15 protein-coding genes and 2 pseudogenes are annotated in these 15,161 nt (G+C 50.1%); 7 read left to right on the top strand and 10 right to left on the bottom strand.

What is annotated here, in order from left to right; all coding sequences use genetic code 11:
- The first annotated feature begins 37 nt into the window (after positions 1–37).
- The 3 genes from AC07T0_RS04840 to AC07T0_RS04830 all read left to right on the top strand — a co-directional run bounded on the left by AC07T0_RS04840 (position 38) and on the right by AC07T0_RS04830 (position 3,691).
- Positions 38–1,795: a recombinase family protein gene (locus tag AC07T0_RS04840; RefSeq protein WP_495000101.1), complete on the top strand. Its 1,758-nt coding sequence runs from the start codon at positions 38–40 to the stop codon at positions 1,793–1,795.
- A gap of 586 nt (positions 1,796–2,381) precedes the next feature.
- On the top strand, positions 2,382–3,011 hold the full coding sequence (locus AC07T0_RS04835; protein ID WP_495000100.1) for a hypothetical protein: 630 nt from the start codon (positions 2,382–2,384) through the stop codon (positions 3,009–3,011).
- Between the two features lie 50 nt (positions 3,012–3,061).
- Positions 3,062–3,691, top strand: a complete 630-nt coding sequence (locus tag AC07T0_RS04830) for a hypothetical protein (protein WP_495000099.1) — start codon at positions 3,062–3,064, stop codon at positions 3,689–3,691.
- Between the two features lie 81 nt (positions 3,692–3,772).
- On the opposite strand, the gene AC07T0_RS04825 is transcribed toward AC07T0_RS04830, so the two are convergent.
- Complete coding sequence (locus AC07T0_RS04825; RefSeq protein WP_495000297.1) at positions 3,773–4,315, bottom strand: recombinase family protein; 543 nt, start codon at positions 4,313–4,315, stop codon at positions 3,773–3,775.
- A gap of 349 nt (positions 4,316–4,664) precedes the next feature.
- Between AC07T0_RS04825 and AC07T0_RS04820 the strand changes: the two genes are divergently transcribed.
- On the top strand, positions 4,665–5,135 hold the full coding sequence (locus AC07T0_RS04820) for a hypothetical protein (RefSeq protein ID WP_495000098.1): 471 nt from the start codon (positions 4,665–4,667) through the stop codon (positions 5,133–5,135).
- 461 nt (positions 5,136–5,596) lie between these two features.
- Here the strand turns inward: AC07T0_RS04820 and AC07T0_RS04815 are convergent, their stop codons facing one another.
- A complete protein-coding gene (locus AC07T0_RS04815; protein ID WP_495000097.1) occupies positions 5,597–5,905 on the bottom strand; it encodes a helix-turn-helix domain-containing protein in 309 nt (102 codons plus the stop codon).
- Between the two features lie 137 nt (positions 5,906–6,042).
- Between AC07T0_RS04815 and AC07T0_RS04810 the strand changes: the two genes are divergently transcribed.
- A complete protein-coding gene (locus tag AC07T0_RS04810) occupies positions 6,043–6,996 on the top strand; it encodes a hypothetical protein (RefSeq protein WP_495000096.1) in 954 nt (317 codons plus the stop codon).
- A gap of 330 nt (positions 6,997–7,326) precedes the next feature.
- Here the strand turns inward: AC07T0_RS04810 and AC07T0_RS04805 are convergent, their stop codons facing one another.
- From AC07T0_RS04805 to AC07T0_RS04785, 5 genes and pseudogenes are all read right to left on the bottom strand, one after another.
- The gene (locus AC07T0_RS04805) at positions 7,327–8,019 is read right to left on the bottom strand and encodes a YagK/YfjJ domain-containing protein (RefSeq protein WP_495000095.1); all 693 of its coding nucleotides are present in this window, start codon (positions 8,017–8,019) and stop codon (positions 7,327–7,329) included.
- 388 nt (positions 8,020–8,407) lie between these two features.
- A pseudogene (locus tag AC07T0_RS04800) lies at positions 8,408–9,370 on the bottom strand (YifB family Mg chelatase-like AAA ATPase); the annotation flags it as partial.
- A 343-nt stretch (positions 9,371–9,713) separates the two neighbouring features.
- Complete coding sequence (locus AC07T0_RS04795) at positions 9,714–10,301, bottom strand: mobile mystery protein B (RefSeq protein ID WP_495000094.1); 588 nt, start codon at positions 10,299–10,301, stop codon at positions 9,714–9,716.
- On the bottom strand, positions 10,292–10,756 hold the full coding sequence (locus AC07T0_RS04790; RefSeq protein ID WP_495000093.1) for a mobile mystery protein A: 465 nt from the start codon (positions 10,754–10,756) through the stop codon (positions 10,292–10,294). Before AC07T0_RS04790 ends, AC07T0_RS04795 begins: the two co-directional genes overlap by 10 nt.
- Positions 10,757–11,044: 288 nt before the next feature.
- A pseudogene (locus AC07T0_RS04785) lies at positions 11,045–11,164 on the bottom strand (hypothetical protein); the annotation flags it as partial.
- Between the two features lie 309 nt (positions 11,165–11,473).
- On the opposite strand from AC07T0_RS04785, the gene AC07T0_RS04780 reads away from it, so the two are divergent.
- Entirely contained in the window at positions 11,474–11,983 is a 510-nt protein-coding gene (locus AC07T0_RS04780; protein ID WP_495000092.1) for a helix-turn-helix domain-containing protein, read from the top strand.
- Positions 11,980–13,254, top strand: a complete 1,275-nt coding sequence (locus AC07T0_RS04775; protein ID WP_495000091.1) for a type II toxin-antitoxin system HipA family toxin — start codon at positions 11,980–11,982, stop codon at positions 13,252–13,254. Before AC07T0_RS04780 ends, AC07T0_RS04775 begins: the two co-directional genes overlap by 4 nt.
- A 137-nt stretch (positions 13,255–13,391) precedes the next feature.
- Here the strand turns inward: AC07T0_RS04775 and AC07T0_RS04770 are convergent, their stop codons facing one another.
- The 3 genes from AC07T0_RS04770 to AC07T0_RS04760 are packed head-to-tail and all read right to left on the bottom strand — an operon-like array spanning position 13,392 to position 15,124.
- Positions 13,392–14,105 carry an SDR family oxidoreductase gene (locus AC07T0_RS04770; RefSeq protein ID WP_495000090.1) on the bottom strand — a complete coding sequence of 238 codons (714 nt, stop codon included), beginning with the start codon at positions 14,103–14,105 and terminating at the stop codon, positions 13,392–13,394.
- 54 nt (positions 14,106–14,159) lie between these two features.
- Positions 14,160–14,708 (bottom strand): nuclear transport factor 2 family protein, encoded by a 549-nt coding sequence (locus tag AC07T0_RS04765; RefSeq protein ID WP_495000089.1) that lies wholly within the window; start codon positions 14,706–14,708, stop codon positions 14,160–14,162.
- Between the two features lie 53 nt (positions 14,709–14,761).
- The gene (locus AC07T0_RS04760; RefSeq protein ID WP_495000088.1) at positions 14,762–15,124 is read right to left on the bottom strand and encodes a MarR family winged helix-turn-helix transcriptional regulator; all 363 of its coding nucleotides are present in this window, start codon (positions 15,122–15,124) and stop codon (positions 14,762–14,764) included.
- Positions 15,125–15,161: the final 37 nt, after the last annotated feature.

The following is a 15,161-nucleotide window of genomic DNA, read 5'->3' as shown; positions in this document are numbered from 1 at the left end:
AGCATACTCACATAATTTTGAAGCCTGAGTTATCTGCATGCCAAACGCCTACGCTTACGTTCGATACTCTTCTACTATTCAGTCGTTAGGTGATTCCGTGGACAGGCAAATCAGTCCGTTGAAAGCGTTCACGAAGGAAACTGGCGTAGAAGTTGTTGAAATCATCATTGATGAAGGCGTTTCATCTTTTCGTGGGGATAATGCAAATAGAGGAAAGTTTAAAGAAGTATTGTCTCGGATAGATCGTAAGGTTATTCGGCGTGGTGATTACTTGGTAGTAGAGTCCATCGATAGAATTACGCGGCAGCGCGTGCTCGATGGCGTGGAATTGTTGCAAGGTATTCTAAAGTCGGGTGTTAAAATTTATACGACCATTGATTCTCGATGCTACTCGTATGATGATCCTGATCGTGATTTTGAAACTTTAATCATGATTAGTTTGATTGCTAAGAGGGCAAATGAAGAGTCTGAGATAAAATCTAAGCGGCGGAAATCTGCTTGGAACAAAGCCAAGTTGGCAGCGACGGTAGAAGGTGTAAAGTTTAATGCTCACAACCCACCGTATGGGTTTCGTTATGATGTTGAAACTGAGCAGTTTGTCATTCTTGAGGACGAGGCATCAGAGATACGTTTGATATTCGAATTGTTGAAAACAATGGGGGTGTCAAATACAACTAGGCGTGTGAATCTAAGTTCGAAACGAAAATGGACCAGTCGCCAAGTCTCGATGATGATGGAGAACAAGTATCCCTTGGGTATGTTGATGTCCCAGAAGCGCGATGAACAGAGAAAGAAAGTGTTTGTCGAATATATCGAGGATTACTATCCAAAAATAGTTAGCCAAACTGCGTTCAATGAAGCTGTTAGTGCGATGAGAAGTCGCCAAGATAAAAAGCATTATGGCAATTCAACTATTGGCAGTACCAACATTTTCAGGCATGTAATAAAATGTGCTGATTGCGGTGCGACAATGGTGTTTGAGAAGCAAACCAATCAGAAGGGTATAATGTATCCTTATTTCAATTGTCACACTCGAAAAGAGTTAAAGGGTCAGTGCGATCAACGATTTAGATTTGATTTGGCTTTTGGCATGCTTCTACATGGTATGCAGGTAATACAGTCGAAGGTGTCGCCCGGTGTTATACGTTATGATTTTGAGACAAATGGAAAGCCACAAATAAAGTGGGCAGATCCAAAGCCTAGTGGAACTTTTAGTGGGCTAGTCGTCAGAAAACTTAAAATGGATCCGATTGCACTGTCGGAGCGCCAGACCGGCATGGCTGGTTTTGGGGATGAGTTTAGTTCTTTTCTGTCTGATGATAAAAGCTCACAGGAAATGTTTGGAAGTAACTTGGCCGAGGCGTCTGAAGTTTTGGCTGGTTTAAAAGAAAAATATGAAAACATTGAAAGGTCGCTTGATGGCTATGATGGCAAAATTCCGATGCCGATAATTAAGATGTTGGAAAAGCTAGAGGTGGCGATTTATGATCAAAGTGTATTGGTTGATAAGCTTAGTGGTGAGTTGAATTCCAGCATTACAGATATTAAGTTGACTACGTTCGAAGATGTTGTTGACCGCTTTTGCACTGAAGAAGGTCGTTTGAAGTTGAATCAGTTCTTCAAAGCATCGAAGATGGTGTTTAAATTTCGATACGATAAACCTACTAAAAGCCTTCACATGTGGGTAGATCGTAACAAGCAAGAAATTCTTAGCATTTCTAGAAAGTTCCCGCTCCATAAACCACTTGCCCATTTTGGGATCCCAAGACTGGCCGATCTGTATGAGCAGATGTAAGGGGAGCTAAATTACTAATTGGTATGGATGATTCCGCAACCAGAAAACCTCTAGGATGCAAAAAATATTGGCAGTTATTTTTTGATTTGACCACCCCGATAAAGTTGATCCATTTAGCCCCTTTAGCCCTTTCTGAGGGCACGTAGTCGGTCCCCCCTGTGTCACCCCTTCCCCTGGCCCCGTCCAAGCTGGTTCATCAGCACGGAGCGATTTAACCCTTAGTACTGTCGGTGGTCGTTTCAACCGCTTGATCTGGGTTTCATGCATTTCAACAAGTCTATTCTCAAGCGTCCAGTGCTCGCTGCCGATGCTCTTTCCCCATGGACGTATTCTAAATGGGTATTGCAGAGACTCGCCCATTTGTTTGCATTCGACCTGACCAGCAGGCGCCGCAGTGACGACCGGTAGAGAACCGCCAAAAGCGGACGGCCGACACATGGCCTACTTACAGCCAGTAGCCCCCGGCGCAAACTCTTGCGAAACAAGCACTGTTTCTCGTGTACGATACTTCTCAAGCCCTGTCATGTGCTGGGTCGAGGACGTAAAGGACGCCCATTTTCGCGTCCGCGAAAACGAAGGAGTTACTATGAATAAAAGCCCGGATTTTTCGACAGTATCTACGGCGCTGGAAATCAAAAGTGAACTGGCAGGCGAATATATGAGATTAACCTGCCACGTGTCGCTGCAAGTAATTCAAATGCTCAATTCGCAGGATCTGGAAGTCGCGCAGTTTCTGGAGCGTTTGGAGAGACAGTGTCAGGATCTGGAAATTGCCAAAATAGCGACCGCCAATGCTCAACCTGATGAGGTGGAAAGGGTCGCTCGACAGCAGTCCAAGCTTGAGGCTACTAAACAGGCGCTCGGAACGTTCGAAAGTTCAGCAAACATACTCGCGGGCTCTATTTTGCAGATTGTCCAACAAGGTATGTCTAGTGTTCACGGCAGCATTTTGACGTACCCGAATAAAGGGCGGAATATCTCTGGGGTCAGTTTGTGTGATTTGGTTTGGCAAGGTCGAAATCAGGCTATGCACTACGAAACTACTGCAAAGAAAGCAAGTTGGAATACTGTCTTTTCGACGCTCAACGCAGCCCTGCCTGGAGCTTTTTCTCTCGTACCTCCGTATGAATCTCGTGCCAAAGCTATTTTTGATTTGCTTGGATGGCGTAGCTATTCCGTTTATGAGGAAGACCTAAAACTCTTGCTGTTGGGTTGACAGAACAGCGAGGAAAACTATCTACAGCCAATACCGCAAGCTGGGATTCTATGAAATATTTCGCCGCAGCCATCCTTTCCGTCGCCACAGCTACTGTCGGCGCAACTACCTTGGAAGATCAGGTCAAGGCGGCAAAAACTGTCGAGCAGCAGTATCAGGAAGCTATCAAAGACCTCACTAACAACGTCTTCCTCAAGTATCGAGACAACCTCCAGATAGATAACCCTTTGCTTGAGGTGGTGTCTAGCACCAGCAAAACGGCCGACATCAAAATTACCTATACGTGGCGCGTACCAGAGCTAGTTCTTATGCAGATACGAGATACTCTGGGCAAATACTTCCTAACGACGCTGTACGACTCAAAAGTCACGGTCGGCACGTACAACTGCAACGGTCATGTCGGCAGCGACTACTGCGATATTAAAGACAAGCTCGGGCGGTTCTTGGAGTCAAAATCGGTTGGAACTGAAGTGAGCTTCCTTGGCGTGAGAGATGTGTTTTCTTACAATTACCTGGGAAGTGAGTTCCCAGAATCCCGAACCTATAGCGTCGTTTTCACTGTCGACAAGGCGAAGGTCAAAGGTAATCCGGCCCCGAAATTTGAAACCCGTGTCTATAACATCAGTGGGTGCACTCCATTCGTACCTGAGTGCGATGTCAGGGGTGTTTACAGGAAGTAACTAGGAAGGCAAGCTCAAGTCCAGCGTATACAGTCGGCCGTTTTCTGCCTGCCATAACAGGCGGCATAGGACTCCTTGTACCTAGGCTTTCATAGCCCTTTGAACGGTGCTCAGACTCACATCCAACGCCTTCGCCACCTTCCGGAACGATGCACCTTCAGTTTGCATTGCAGCCCGTATAGCAGCGTCATCCACAGTCTTTGCACGGCCTTTGTACTTCCCTGATTCCTTAGCTTTTGCAATCCCTTCCCGCTGACGTTCCTTGATCATTGCTCGTTCAAACTGGGCAACACTACCCAGTAGCGATAGCATCAGTTCTTGCATAGGGTTGGCTTCCCCAGTGAACAGCAACTGCTCCTTGTGGAAGTGGACGCCGATCCTCCGGGCGTTCAAATCCTTCACCAGCTTTAGCAGATCCTCTAACGACCGGGCCAGCCTGTCGATGGAATGGACGTGAACGGTATCGCCCTCGCGGATGAACTTCAGCATTTCTTGCAGTTGGGGACGGTCGGTGGTGGCACCTGACACCTTGTCTTGAAATACCCGGTCCAGTTCAACACCGTCCAACTGACGGGCTGTGTTCTGATCAACCGATGAAACCCTGATGTAGCCTACATTTGTCATTTTTTTCATTTTCTGTATTCATTAGGTTCTAGATGTTTTGATTGTATGTGTGTTCATTTGTTAAATCAACCCTATTGAATACGATTTTATGAAGCATTCTGTATTCACTGAATTGTTGTCACATGGGTGTACCCAATTGACTGCGTCGACCTTTTCCGGCTATGGCTTCCGTCCCGGCCATTACACTGCTAGTGTATTGATCAAAACTCTGGTCATTTGACTATAAGGAATGCAGGTTATGGTAGCGGTTTTAACCCTTATTTTATTGGCATTTCTATCCTTGGTCATCGGATACGTGGCGCTAATGTGCGTAGCGTCATGTCTGTTTCATCCACCAAGGGGCGGCACAATGAGATACGGCATAGTATCGCTTCTTTTGGTAGTAGCGACTTTAGCCCTGTCTTTCACTATGCCAATTAAGTCGTTGCTATCTGTGTTTACCATGGAGGGTCTTGTATTGTCATTGCTTTCATATTTTCTTGGTCAACGATATGAACTAAAAGCAATGAAAAGCGATCTTGTTTATAAACATCCAACTCTAATTCTAAATTTTTGTTTGGGGTTTATGTCGAGTAGCGTGGTTTTACTTGGTGTCAACTATTCTTGGTATTTCGGAATTATCCCGTTGTTTACTTGGGTGCTTGTTGCTTTGTTGGCTACCGAATTGGCAATTTTTCGGGAGGTCAAACGTGCATCCTCAGTGGGACAACAGCTTGATCGCCAAACGGCAATTTTTGCAGTTAATTTAAATCAAGGTAGAAAACCACCTTCACTATTCGCTCCTCAGAGGAAAACGACCAGCAGTTACCCGTATCCTTGATTGGCAGTTGTAGCGTTCGCAAAGATTGGGTGATAATTCGGGAGTGTCTGGAATGCCACAATAATCTCATATATAGGATGTGCATCTTCGTTTGTTGCTCAAGGCGATCAACAGATCGTGATTCATACGCATACCGTTGTGGTCCAAAATGCAGGTTGACAAGCGGCAAAAAAATTCGTCTTTCGCATGCAGTCCTACCCATCAATATTACCGTATTTCCACCAATAAATTATTTGATTGAACGCAATCCAGAGGGTTCGGGTGAGATCGTTTTCCCAGTTCTTGTTCCCAAGGAACAGGTTACCGTTTCGTATTTGTACTTTCCGCCACTTCTGTGGACTCAAATTAATGTGAATGCGAAATCTGATGAAGGTTTCGCAAAAATAATCAAAGTGATTCCTACCCCGCAACCAAATAGAGTAATCGTTTCCGGATTGATGACACTCTCGTTTATCGGAGCCTCATTTCTTTTTTATTGGTTGGTCCGTTTGTGCATCGCCGTAATTTGAATGGTCTGCCTGACTTTCGCTTGATAGTAATGTCAGAGTATTTGTTAATACTTCTGTATCCAAAACCAGATCACTTGGTCGGCACCCTAGCGCGGCTGACAGCTTGAAAATCGTCGTAATCGTGGGTTGGTAGATTCCGCGCTCTAAAAAGCTGATGTAATTTCGCTGAAGTTCTGCTTGATGTGCTAATTCTTCTTGAGTTAGCCCCATGTCTTTACGTTTGTTTTTCAGTGCTTTCCCAAATGCTGCTTCAATTTCCACGACATTCTCCCGGCAAAGGGAAACTGTCGGGCACAGGACCAGAAAAATCCTCATAGCATACTATGAATTTTTGTCGAGTGATGGCACTATGGGGTCAAAGCCGTCGTGGCTGACGATCTGCACCTAAAGGAGTAGTGATGAAACTTAGTTCTATCTCGATGTTACTGATTTCGACGGGTCTTATGTGTGCCGCAGTCAATGCATTAGCCGATGACAAAGAAGACATTGCAAAACTCAAATCTGAGTGCACAAAGCTGTCGCGACCCGCTGATGATTCTGGTTACGATGAGCTGATTGATAAGATGTTAAAGAGAAATTCCATTAGCCAAGACTATACGCCCCTCTCGAACGATGCTGAGTTGGTTACGCTCTTGCAAACGTTGAAGAAGCCTGAAAATCTTGATTTTGCACAAGACACCGTAGAAAGGGATTTCGGTTACTTTTCAGACATGTTCTCTATAGGAAAGAATGTTGATGAAACCTATCTGAACAATGCGTATAGATGCCATTTCGTTGAGGCTTATGTTGATGTGGGCTCCAAGGCCAATAAGGAATTAAAAAGCTACTTTCAGTGGCTTCTCAATCGAACCACGGAACACGTCAATCTTCTAGCAGCAGAGAAGGCTGATAGAGAAGATTATGCCAAAGGTGTTCGTGATGAAGAGGAAGCCTACAAGAAACGTCTGCTGACCCCCAAAGGTAATGCAGCAACTGTAGGTGGCTTTAAGATTACTGCGAATTCCTGTGTAGCACGTGGAAAAGTTGGAACGTTAAACCCATTCTTAGAACCGAAAACCTGGAATGGTTCTAAGTTTCTGATTGTCGATGCCAGTTTTAAAAACGTGTCGACATCTAGCAAGTATATGTTCCCTGGTAGTGTGGTGGTTAGTAAAAATGGGAAAGTGTATAAGTTCGATAAGTTCGAAATGGTAAATGAAAGCGGTTTTGGACCCGACACCGAATCTTTGAACCCACTAATTACCTATCGAACGAAATTAATCTTTCGAATTCCCGCCGATTTGACGGGGAAAATTGTCTGGCACCCGGACGAACGTACGGATGATGTGACAGTTTCATGTGGGTCGATCTGAATGTTTTGTCTGTAGGGGGAGCGTTATGAGCAAAATCACATTGATGTTCGTTGTAATTCTGACTGGGTATGTACGGTTCGCATTGGCTGGTACTAAAACTAACCAGGAACCGGGCATCCTATTCTGGATTTTGGCCGTTATCGTAGTACCGATGGTGATTTATACGGCCAATAAGTGGAGGTTGTGGGGGCTGGGGTTCAAATTCGGCATGGCCAGTAAGTCCACCTTTTTGTCATCAGTCAAGTGGACTTTTGTATCGGTGATTGTGACCTTTACGTCGGCTCTAATACTATATAAGTTTGGTTAAAAGTACCGATGATTGATCATCTTCTAAGCGGCAAAGAAGTATTCCAGTGAGTCGTGGTGGCAGTCAGCGATTAAAAGCTGGTCTGCCACTTCTTTGGGTTTCAATCTAGACGGTGAAAATCGTTTGTGGTTTTCGCCTGTGCCAAACTGTTTGTCTCTAACCTTGCACATATAGCTTAAATGGTAAAAAGCATTATCAAGCTCTTTGTGGTTTGATCGGTTGACGACATGGCATCTAGATTCGCTCAGGGAGCCGCCTGAGAGCTTATTCCAGCGGCGTTCTAACAATTCCCATGCGCCTGTACTGGTTTGGGTGTAAAGCGTTCCTATTCGAACCGTGGAGCTTACACCGACCATGCAGTGGTAATGCCCGTTCTTGGATTCGCCAACCTCTCTTGACCAGCAATGGATGACGTGTTTCTGATTTCCCCAAGAAGAGCTTGCGAGGTCTTCTTTAATTTTTTTGAAAAATTTACTGACCACTTGGTTCGCTGATACAGCAGACATTTTATCCGTAACGCTAAGGTGCAGTTCAAACACCAACAATGAAACTCTTGAGTGGCATGTCAGCAGCGCATTGATCTGGCCGAGCATAGGCCGGAGCATCGACTTGTACACCCCAAACTGTTTGAATTTCCCGGTATTGATTCGTAGACCTTCAAATTTACGGTTGAAGGTGATGTCGTTTTTTCTTTTTTGCATCTTTGGCTTGTTCAATTCGTTTTGTCCTTGATGGTGGTTGTCTCTCCTGTTGCTATGACCCTATTGGATATTACTATAATATCAATCGCCCATACTTCGGCGTAGCGCAGTATGTCTGGGCTTGAGTAGGTTTCCGGTGTCGAAGAAACAGTGCAGAGGTTGATCGAATCTTATCACCGTTTTCGGTCGTTCTAAACAGATTAACCAGAGTTCAATTTGATGCAATATAAAATTTATTTAAGAGCAAGTCGTAGATGACAGTTGTCTGATGAAGAGGGCATGTGCAGCGTAATGAGGACAACATCTTCATTGCATCGTTCTGATTTAGTCGTCATCAAATAACCTAAAAAACTGTATGTATATACAGTATTATGGCGATTAACTAATATGTGAGATATAGACATCCTCTCTCCAGTGGTTCGCGCAACACCTCCAATACCTTGCGGTCGAATTCCGGCAATTCATCGAGGAACAGCACGCCGTGATGGGCCAGGGTAATTTCACCGGGTCGCGGTCGAGGGCCACCACCCACCAGCGCCGGGCCCGACGCGGAATGGTGGGGTTGGCGAAACGGTCGCTGCGGCCAACTGCTCAAGGGTACATGGCTGGCAACCGACTGGATGGCCGCGACCTCCAGCGCTTCCTGTTCGTCCAGCGGCGGTAGCAGGCCGGGGAGGCGGCTGGCGAGCAGGGTCTTGCCGGTGCCAGGCGGGCCGCTGAGCAGCAGGTTATGTGCTCCGGCGGCGGCGATCAGCAGGGCGCGCTTGGCGGCGAGTTGGCCTTGTACTTCGCTCAGGTCCGGGTAGGGCTTGCTCAGGTGCAACAGGCCATTGGATTCGAAGGGTGTGATCGGCGCATGCCCGTTGAGATGGGCCACCAGTTGCAGCAGATGGTCGACGGCAATCACCGTCAGCCCGGAGGCCAGCGAGGCCTCTTCGGCATTGGCTTGCGGCACCACCAGCGTGCGCCCGGCGGCACGTGCGGCCAGGGCCGCCGGCAACACGCCTTGCACCGGGCGGATGGCGCCGGACAAGGCCAGTTCGCCCAGGCATTCCAAATTGTCCAGGGTCAGGGCTGGCACCTGCACACTGGCGGCGAGGATGCCGAGGGCGATTGCCAGGTCGAAGCGTCCGCCGTCCTTGGGCAGGTCGGCTGGGGCGAGGTTGAGGGTGATGCGTCGTGCCGGAAAGTCGAGAGCCGAGTTGAGGATCGCACTGCGGACCCGGTCCTTGCTTTCCTTCACGGCGGTTTCGGGCAGCCCGACCAGCGTCAGCATCGGCAGGCCGTTGGCCAGATGGGTTTCGACGGTGACGGCGGGGGCTTCCACGCCCACCTGGGCGCGACTGTGGACGATGGCCAGGGACATGCTCTTTCCTTGAACGCGAAGGGGCCGCTTCCTGCGGTTCTGGAAGACTAGTTGAACGGAGGGAAGGGCTTGGGGGCTTTTATGTGTCCAGACGATTCGTTGTCTTTTTGTGGACGCGTGACGCTGGATTAACGTCGGGCAGTGAGGTCGCCAGAAACAAGTAGGCCCCGCATGACGGGGCCACATATACCTAGGTTCTTCACCGTTTCAGTCGCCCGGGAGTGGAATGGCTAGGGCGGCGAAGAAATTGTATTGGAATCTTTTTCTCTTGGTAGTGATGGCAACAGTGGACCGCACGCTCACTGTGTCCAGTCCGTGGCTCCCAAGGGCGGCTCAATGTTGCTCAACTGCGTACGAAGACCATAAGTGGGGTGTAATCGCCGGCATCGGCGTCACGGAGGGACTGGATATAGCGATTACGCACCTCATTGGTCGAAACCGGATTCCCGTTACCCCAGGAGAAATCAGTGCAACCGCACTGCCTTAGAAGAGCATCGGTCATGTAACGAGCATGCCGGCCATTTCCGTTTGGGAAGGGGTGTATCGACACGAGCTGGTGATGAAAGCGAGCCGCTATTTCATCAGGTGTGAACGTCTCGTTCTCTACCCAGTACGCGACATTACCTAGAAGCTGATCCAGCTTGATCGAGATCTGTATCGGATCACAGCCGATGTTTTTTTCAGTTCTACGAAATGTGCCAGCCCAGACCCATGTGTCGCTGAACATCTTCTTGTGAAGGTCGCGGCAGAAGTGTTCGTTAAGCACCTCAAGCTTTTTCTGGCGATTCAGCCATTGCCGGGCCTTGAGTAAGTTTTCCGCTTCCCACTCGTCAAGCTCGCCCTGGGTACTGATGTGTTTTGGCTTGAGGCCTGCGGCTTCGTCAGGATCCAGAGGGGTTTGGCCGGGTTTCAGTTCGAGTTCTACCGCCATAGTCGAGCCCACGTTCCAGCCAGGAGTTCCTGGCGCCGTTCAGTTACCTTGCGCTCGATGAATGAGTCGGACGGCCGTTGGTCTTCAAGGGTCATCATGTGCGAAACCCCCATGACTTCTTTCCGGGCCAACGATTCTGCGCGCTCTTCGACCATGTCATGCAAAGGCTTCTTCGGTATCAGTGCATAGACAAGCTCGCAGTCCAGTCCATTGGCCAGTTTTCTCAGTTGCCCAAGGGTAATTCGGTCATCTGCCTCCGATTGCTCGGATTTTTGAAGCGTAGCGGGCGCCACGCCGAGCAGAGCAGCCTGACTGCGCACAGTTCTACCCAGGGATTCTCGAATCGAGCGCAGCCAGCCACCACGAGGGATAGTTTTCCCTTTGAGGGTTACGAAGGGCTCGAGGGCCCGCTCCACCTGGGCCAGGCGCAGGTTACTGAGTGAGGAATTACGCATAAAATCTCCTTTTTGACAGCCTATAAGCTATCAAAATAGGCATCTATGTATGCCTATAGGCTAACAATTTAGCATTTTTGTTAGCCTATAGGCTAACTAAGTATTATGTTTGACAGCCTATAGGTGTACAGAAATAGATATCTTGTATGCCTATAGGCTAACAATTTTAGCGATGGCTTGAACATAAAGCGGGTGCCGGTGGCTCTGTGCAGTCCTCCGGTGCGTCGAGGAGGCCCCAACCTCACGAAAACGATGGAAGCAGGCGTGACGCTCGTTTCCACCACGGTGCGTTTCGGGCAGTCCAACCAGTGTAAGCATCGGAAGGCCGCTGGCCAGATGGGTTTCGACGGTGACGGCGGGTGCTTCCACGCCCACTTGGGCGCGGCTGTGGACGATGGCCGGGGACATACTCTTTCCTTGAACGCAAAGGGGCCGCTTCCTGCGGTTCTGGAAGATTAGTTGAGCGGGGGAGGGGCCTTGGGGCTTTTATGTGTCCAGACGATTCGTTGTCTGGTTCATCAGGGAGGATCATGCCGGGATCGTTGGTAATTTCTGAGGTGAGAAATGATCAGAAAGGAGGCACACCCGAGGGAGTGAACAAGAGTGCAATTAATTTTGCACTTAGGTAGCGATGTAGCCAAAATAATTGCACTTGAGTGGTATTAGTTAAGTGCTATTATTCCTTCACTTACTTCGCTTAAGTGAAGGAATAACAGCATGGCCAAGAAAATTGCACCGCTTTTACCGGTAACCGAGCGCCTGCTTGCAGACCTCGGTGAACGGCTTAAACTCGCCCGATTGCGGCGCAAAATCACGGCCAAACAGGCTGCCGAACGCGCCGGCATGTCCCAGATGACCCTGCGCGCCCTTGAGCACGGTTCGTCCGGCAGCACCATCGGCGCTTATTTGGCTGTCATGCAGGTGCTGGGGCTTGAGAAGGACCTGGCCAAGCTCGCTGGCGAGGACGAGCTTGGCCGTCACCTGCAAGATGTGAGTCTTCTTCCGAGCAAGAAAAAAACACTGATCTCCGCACGAGCCCCAGGCGAAGCGCCGAGACTTCAAAAGAACACGCCGCAGGATCCGTTGGGGAAAGACACGGTTCACAAGGCGCGTGTTCCCAAGAAGGCTGCGGCCTCCCAGGTTGTAATCCAAAGCGACAACGGCGCAATTAGCGGTGACTCACTGGCAGCCTTGATCCCGCCTCGTCGAAGGGCTGACAAACAATGAGTACCATGATTGGGGTTTACGCCGACTGGGACGGGCTGGATGAGCCTCAGCGTCTCGGCTGGCTGCATGCTCGGAAGACGCGCCAATTAGAGAAGTTCGAGTACGAAAATGACCCGCTGGCGCTGAAAAATCCCGTATTGAGCACCGTTCAGATCGACCCGAGTATTGGCCCCTACGCTGGAGCCCAGTATCCAGGCGGTGGCCGCGACATGTTTGGGGTATTCGGCGACTCCTGTCCTGATCGCTGGGGCCGACTGCTTATGACGCGTCGCCTGGAGCGCGATATCCGTGACGGCTTGGCTCCTGCGAACAAGAGACTGGGTGAGTCGGACTTTCTGCTCGGTGTCCATGACCTCTATCGGGTTGGCGCCCTTCGGTATCGACTGAATGATGAGGGCGGTTTTCTCGACGACCAGCACAATGTAGCCGCTCCACCCTTCGTTGAAATTTACGCTCTTGAGCGCGCCAGCCGTGAGTTGGAGCTCGACCCGGACAACAGGGCGGCGGATGGCCGGGAATGGTTGCGCATGCTGATCGCACCCGGTGGTTCACTTGGTGGCGCCCGGCCAAAGGCTAGCGTGGCTGACGATGACGGGCATTTGTGGATCGCCAAGCTCCCCTCTACGCGAGACACCTACGATGTCGGTGGGTGGGAGTTGGTGGTCAATGCGCTCGCGCAAGCCTGCGGTCTGAACGTCGCCTCGGCAATGGCCAAGCGCTATGCGAGCAACTATCACTGCTTCATGGTCAAGCGCTTCGACCGGACCGCGGCCGGCAGCCGCCTCCATTTTGCATCTGCCATGACGCTCACCGGTCACGTCGACGGTGATGACGCTGGCAGTGGTGTCAGTTATATGGAGCTGGCTGAAGTTCTGATGCGAAATGGCTCAGATACCAAGCGGGATCTGGAGGAGCTCTGGACGCGCATCGTGTTCAATATTCTGGTTTCGAACACGGATGACCACTTGCGTAATCATGGCTTCATCCTTGAGCCAGGCAAGGGCTGGCGTCTGTCCAACGCATACGACTTGAATCCCGTGCCCGATGGCGACGGTCTGAAGCTCAATATCACCGAGTACGACAACGCCCTGGATCTTGAACTCGCCAGAGAGGTGGCCGGTTTTTTTCGGGTGGGTATGGGGGACGCGGATGAGATCATCGCCGACTGCGTTGATGCTGTTAGCCAATGGCGAACGGTTGCTCAAGCCCTGGGCCTTTCGCAGCGTGAGCAAGACTACATGGCTCCTGCCTTCGCGAGAGCGCAAGGCTAGTGCGCCGTCCCTCACAGTGGGGTTGTCAGCCTATAGGCATACAGGAATCTGTTTTTTGTACGCCTATAGGCTAACAACCTTGGCGGTGGCTCGAACATCAACGCTGGCGATCGGATTTTCACCGCGCCCTTTCTTACCTAAACAGGTGATGGAGGATTGAAATAAACCGCGTCAGAAAGCGATAAGGTCGACTTGATAAAACGAGTGCCTTCGTCGGCCAACACTTCTAACTCGCCAGATTCCAGCCCTGCGAAAGCGACACGAGCCACGACTTCAGGAGCCGACTTGGGTACGTCAAAGCCCTTGGTAAGATCGGTATCGATAAACCCTACGTGCAACGCCAATACGTGAGTATTTTGCGATTTCAACCCCAGACGTAGTGCGTTGGTCACACTCCAGGCTGCGGACTTGGACGCGGCATAAGCAGCCAGCATCGGTATGCTCAGCCATGTCACGTCCGATAGCACATTAATTACGGCGCCCCCGCCATTGGCCGCCAGTATGGGAGCAAACGCCTGAGTTACACGCACGATGCCGTAACAGTTAGTGTCCATCAAGTGTCGAGACAACTCGATCAGGCCTGAATCCAAAGCTCCCTCATTCAGAACAGCGATGCCAGCATTGTTGACCAATAGCGTCGTATCCGGGCAGTGCGCGACAGCCTGTGCCACAGACGCCGAGTCCGTCACGTCGATTTTTATCGGTATCAGTCCGGGAACATCGAAGCGGTCCGGATCACGAACCCCGGCATAAACCTTGGAAGCACCTTGTGCCAAGGCGGCCTTGGCAAATGCCAAACCCAAGCCACGACTGGCCCCTGTTACGAAAACAACAGATCCTGCGATATTCATTGGTTAGCCCTGGTTAGTCTGAAAAGGCCAGCGTTGTCATTCTGGCGATATGCTTTAGGTGTCTTGGCGCTTGGGCATGTAAGGGGCTATTTCACTGGCGTCCTTAGTGGTTGGGTCAAGGCGCGTGTTGACGGTGGAGCCTCCGATGTAACGCTCAGAAATTTTCCAGCCTGTTGCGGTTCGACGGAGACGGTCCATCATCGGTGAGTACAGCCATATTGCCGGGAGATCGTCAGTGCTTTTTATCGCTTGCCCGGCACCAAGGACGGCAGCCGACTCAGGGGTTGCGTAGCGCACCAGCAAGTTCTGATAGCGAACGACTACGCCTTCCTCATCCGTATCAACAATGTGGTTTGTGGCGTGGCGACTCACGCCTGGAATCAGGTACGGGTAATCGTGAGCAAAAAAGTGTCGGATTTGCTCGTGCCCGTTAATGGTGCCGTGGAAATGGTAAGCAACGGCATCAGGTAGGAATGCATCAACCATCGCTTCTACGTCCCACGTCTCGAACCACCAGTTCACTCGGTTTACAAAATCGATAGCGCTGATTCGATCGGCGGGATCGACATCGACCCCGTTCTGGATTTTCGGAAAAGCTTTCATCGCCAGCCCTCGGTTGATTTTATATGTGTAATTACACATATAAGTGCAAAAAATTAGCGACCATCGACGTCAAGCTTCAAAGACTCCCGTATCGACGCCGCACGATCACGGCCGATCTGAGCTTCGTACTCTTTCTGTGCCGCCTCCCAAAGAGGTTCGCATTCACTGATCTTGGACAAACCACTTGCCGAGAGCGACAGACTGAGTGCGGATCTAGGGCCTTCAGCCCGACTATCAACAAGGCCCTCCGTTTGCAGGGGTTTGAGTGCCCTGACCAAGGTGGTTCTCTCCATCACCATGGCTTCAGCAAGCTCGGCGATGGAAATGCCAGGTCGCTCGTGCACTTTCGCCAAAATAGAAAACTGCGAAATAGAAATATTGGCGCCCGCCAGATTGCGGTCGTACAGGCGTGTCATATGCCGAGCACTGCGCCTGACAGCAAGGCAATAGCAG

It is taken from the genome of Pseudomonas sp. GW821-FHT04D07 (genome assembly GCF_059420225.1).
This window is presented reverse-complemented; position numbering and strand designations above follow the sequence as displayed.

Excerpts from the sequence above, each read along its gene's own strand:
- AC07T0_RS04780 (WP_495000092.1), top strand. The coding sequence starts at position 11,474 with ATGGCCAAGAAAATTGCACCGCTTTTACCGGTAACCGAGCGCCTGCTT.
- AC07T0_RS04775 (WP_495000091.1), top strand. The coding sequence starts at position 11,980 with ATGAGTACCATGATTGGGGTTTACGCCGACTGGGACGGGCTGGATGAG.
- AC07T0_RS04795 (WP_495000094.1), bottom strand. The coding sequence starts at position 10,301 with ATGGCGGTAGAACTCGAACTGAAACCCGGCCAAACCCCTCTGGATCCT.
- AC07T0_RS04765 (WP_495000089.1), bottom strand. The coding sequence starts at position 14,708 with ATGAAAGCTTTTCCGAAAATCCAGAACGGGGTCGATGTCGATCCCGCC.
- AC07T0_RS04810 (WP_495000096.1), top strand. The coding sequence starts at position 6,043 with ATGAAACTTAGTTCTATCTCGATGTTACTGATTTCGACGGGTCTTATG.
- AC07T0_RS04760 (WP_495000088.1), bottom strand. The coding sequence starts at position 15,124 with ATGACACGCCTGTACGACCGCAATCTGGCGGGCGCCAATATTTCTATT.
- AC07T0_RS04770 (WP_495000090.1), bottom strand. The coding sequence starts at position 14,105 with ATGAATATCGCAGGATCTGTTGTTTTCGTAACAGGGGCCAGTCGTGGC.
- AC07T0_RS04840 (WP_495000101.1), top strand. The coding sequence starts at position 38 with ATGCCAAACGCCTACGCTTACGTTCGATACTCTTCTACTATTCAGTCG.
- AC07T0_RS04825 (WP_495000297.1), bottom strand. The coding sequence starts at position 4,315 with ATGACAAATGTAGGCTACATCAGGGTTTCATCGGTTGATCAGAACACA.
- AC07T0_RS04820 (WP_495000098.1), top strand. The coding sequence starts at position 4,665 with ATGAGATACGGCATAGTATCGCTTCTTTTGGTAGTAGCGACTTTAGCC.
- AC07T0_RS04790 (WP_495000093.1), bottom strand. The coding sequence starts at position 10,756 with ATGCGTAATTCCTCACTCAGTAACCTGCGCCTGGCCCAGGTGGAGCGG.
- AC07T0_RS04835 (WP_495000100.1), top strand. The coding sequence starts at position 2,382 with ATGAATAAAAGCCCGGATTTTTCGACAGTATCTACGGCGCTGGAAATC.
- AC07T0_RS04830 (WP_495000099.1), top strand. The coding sequence starts at position 3,062 with ATGAAATATTTCGCCGCAGCCATCCTTTCCGTCGCCACAGCTACTGTC.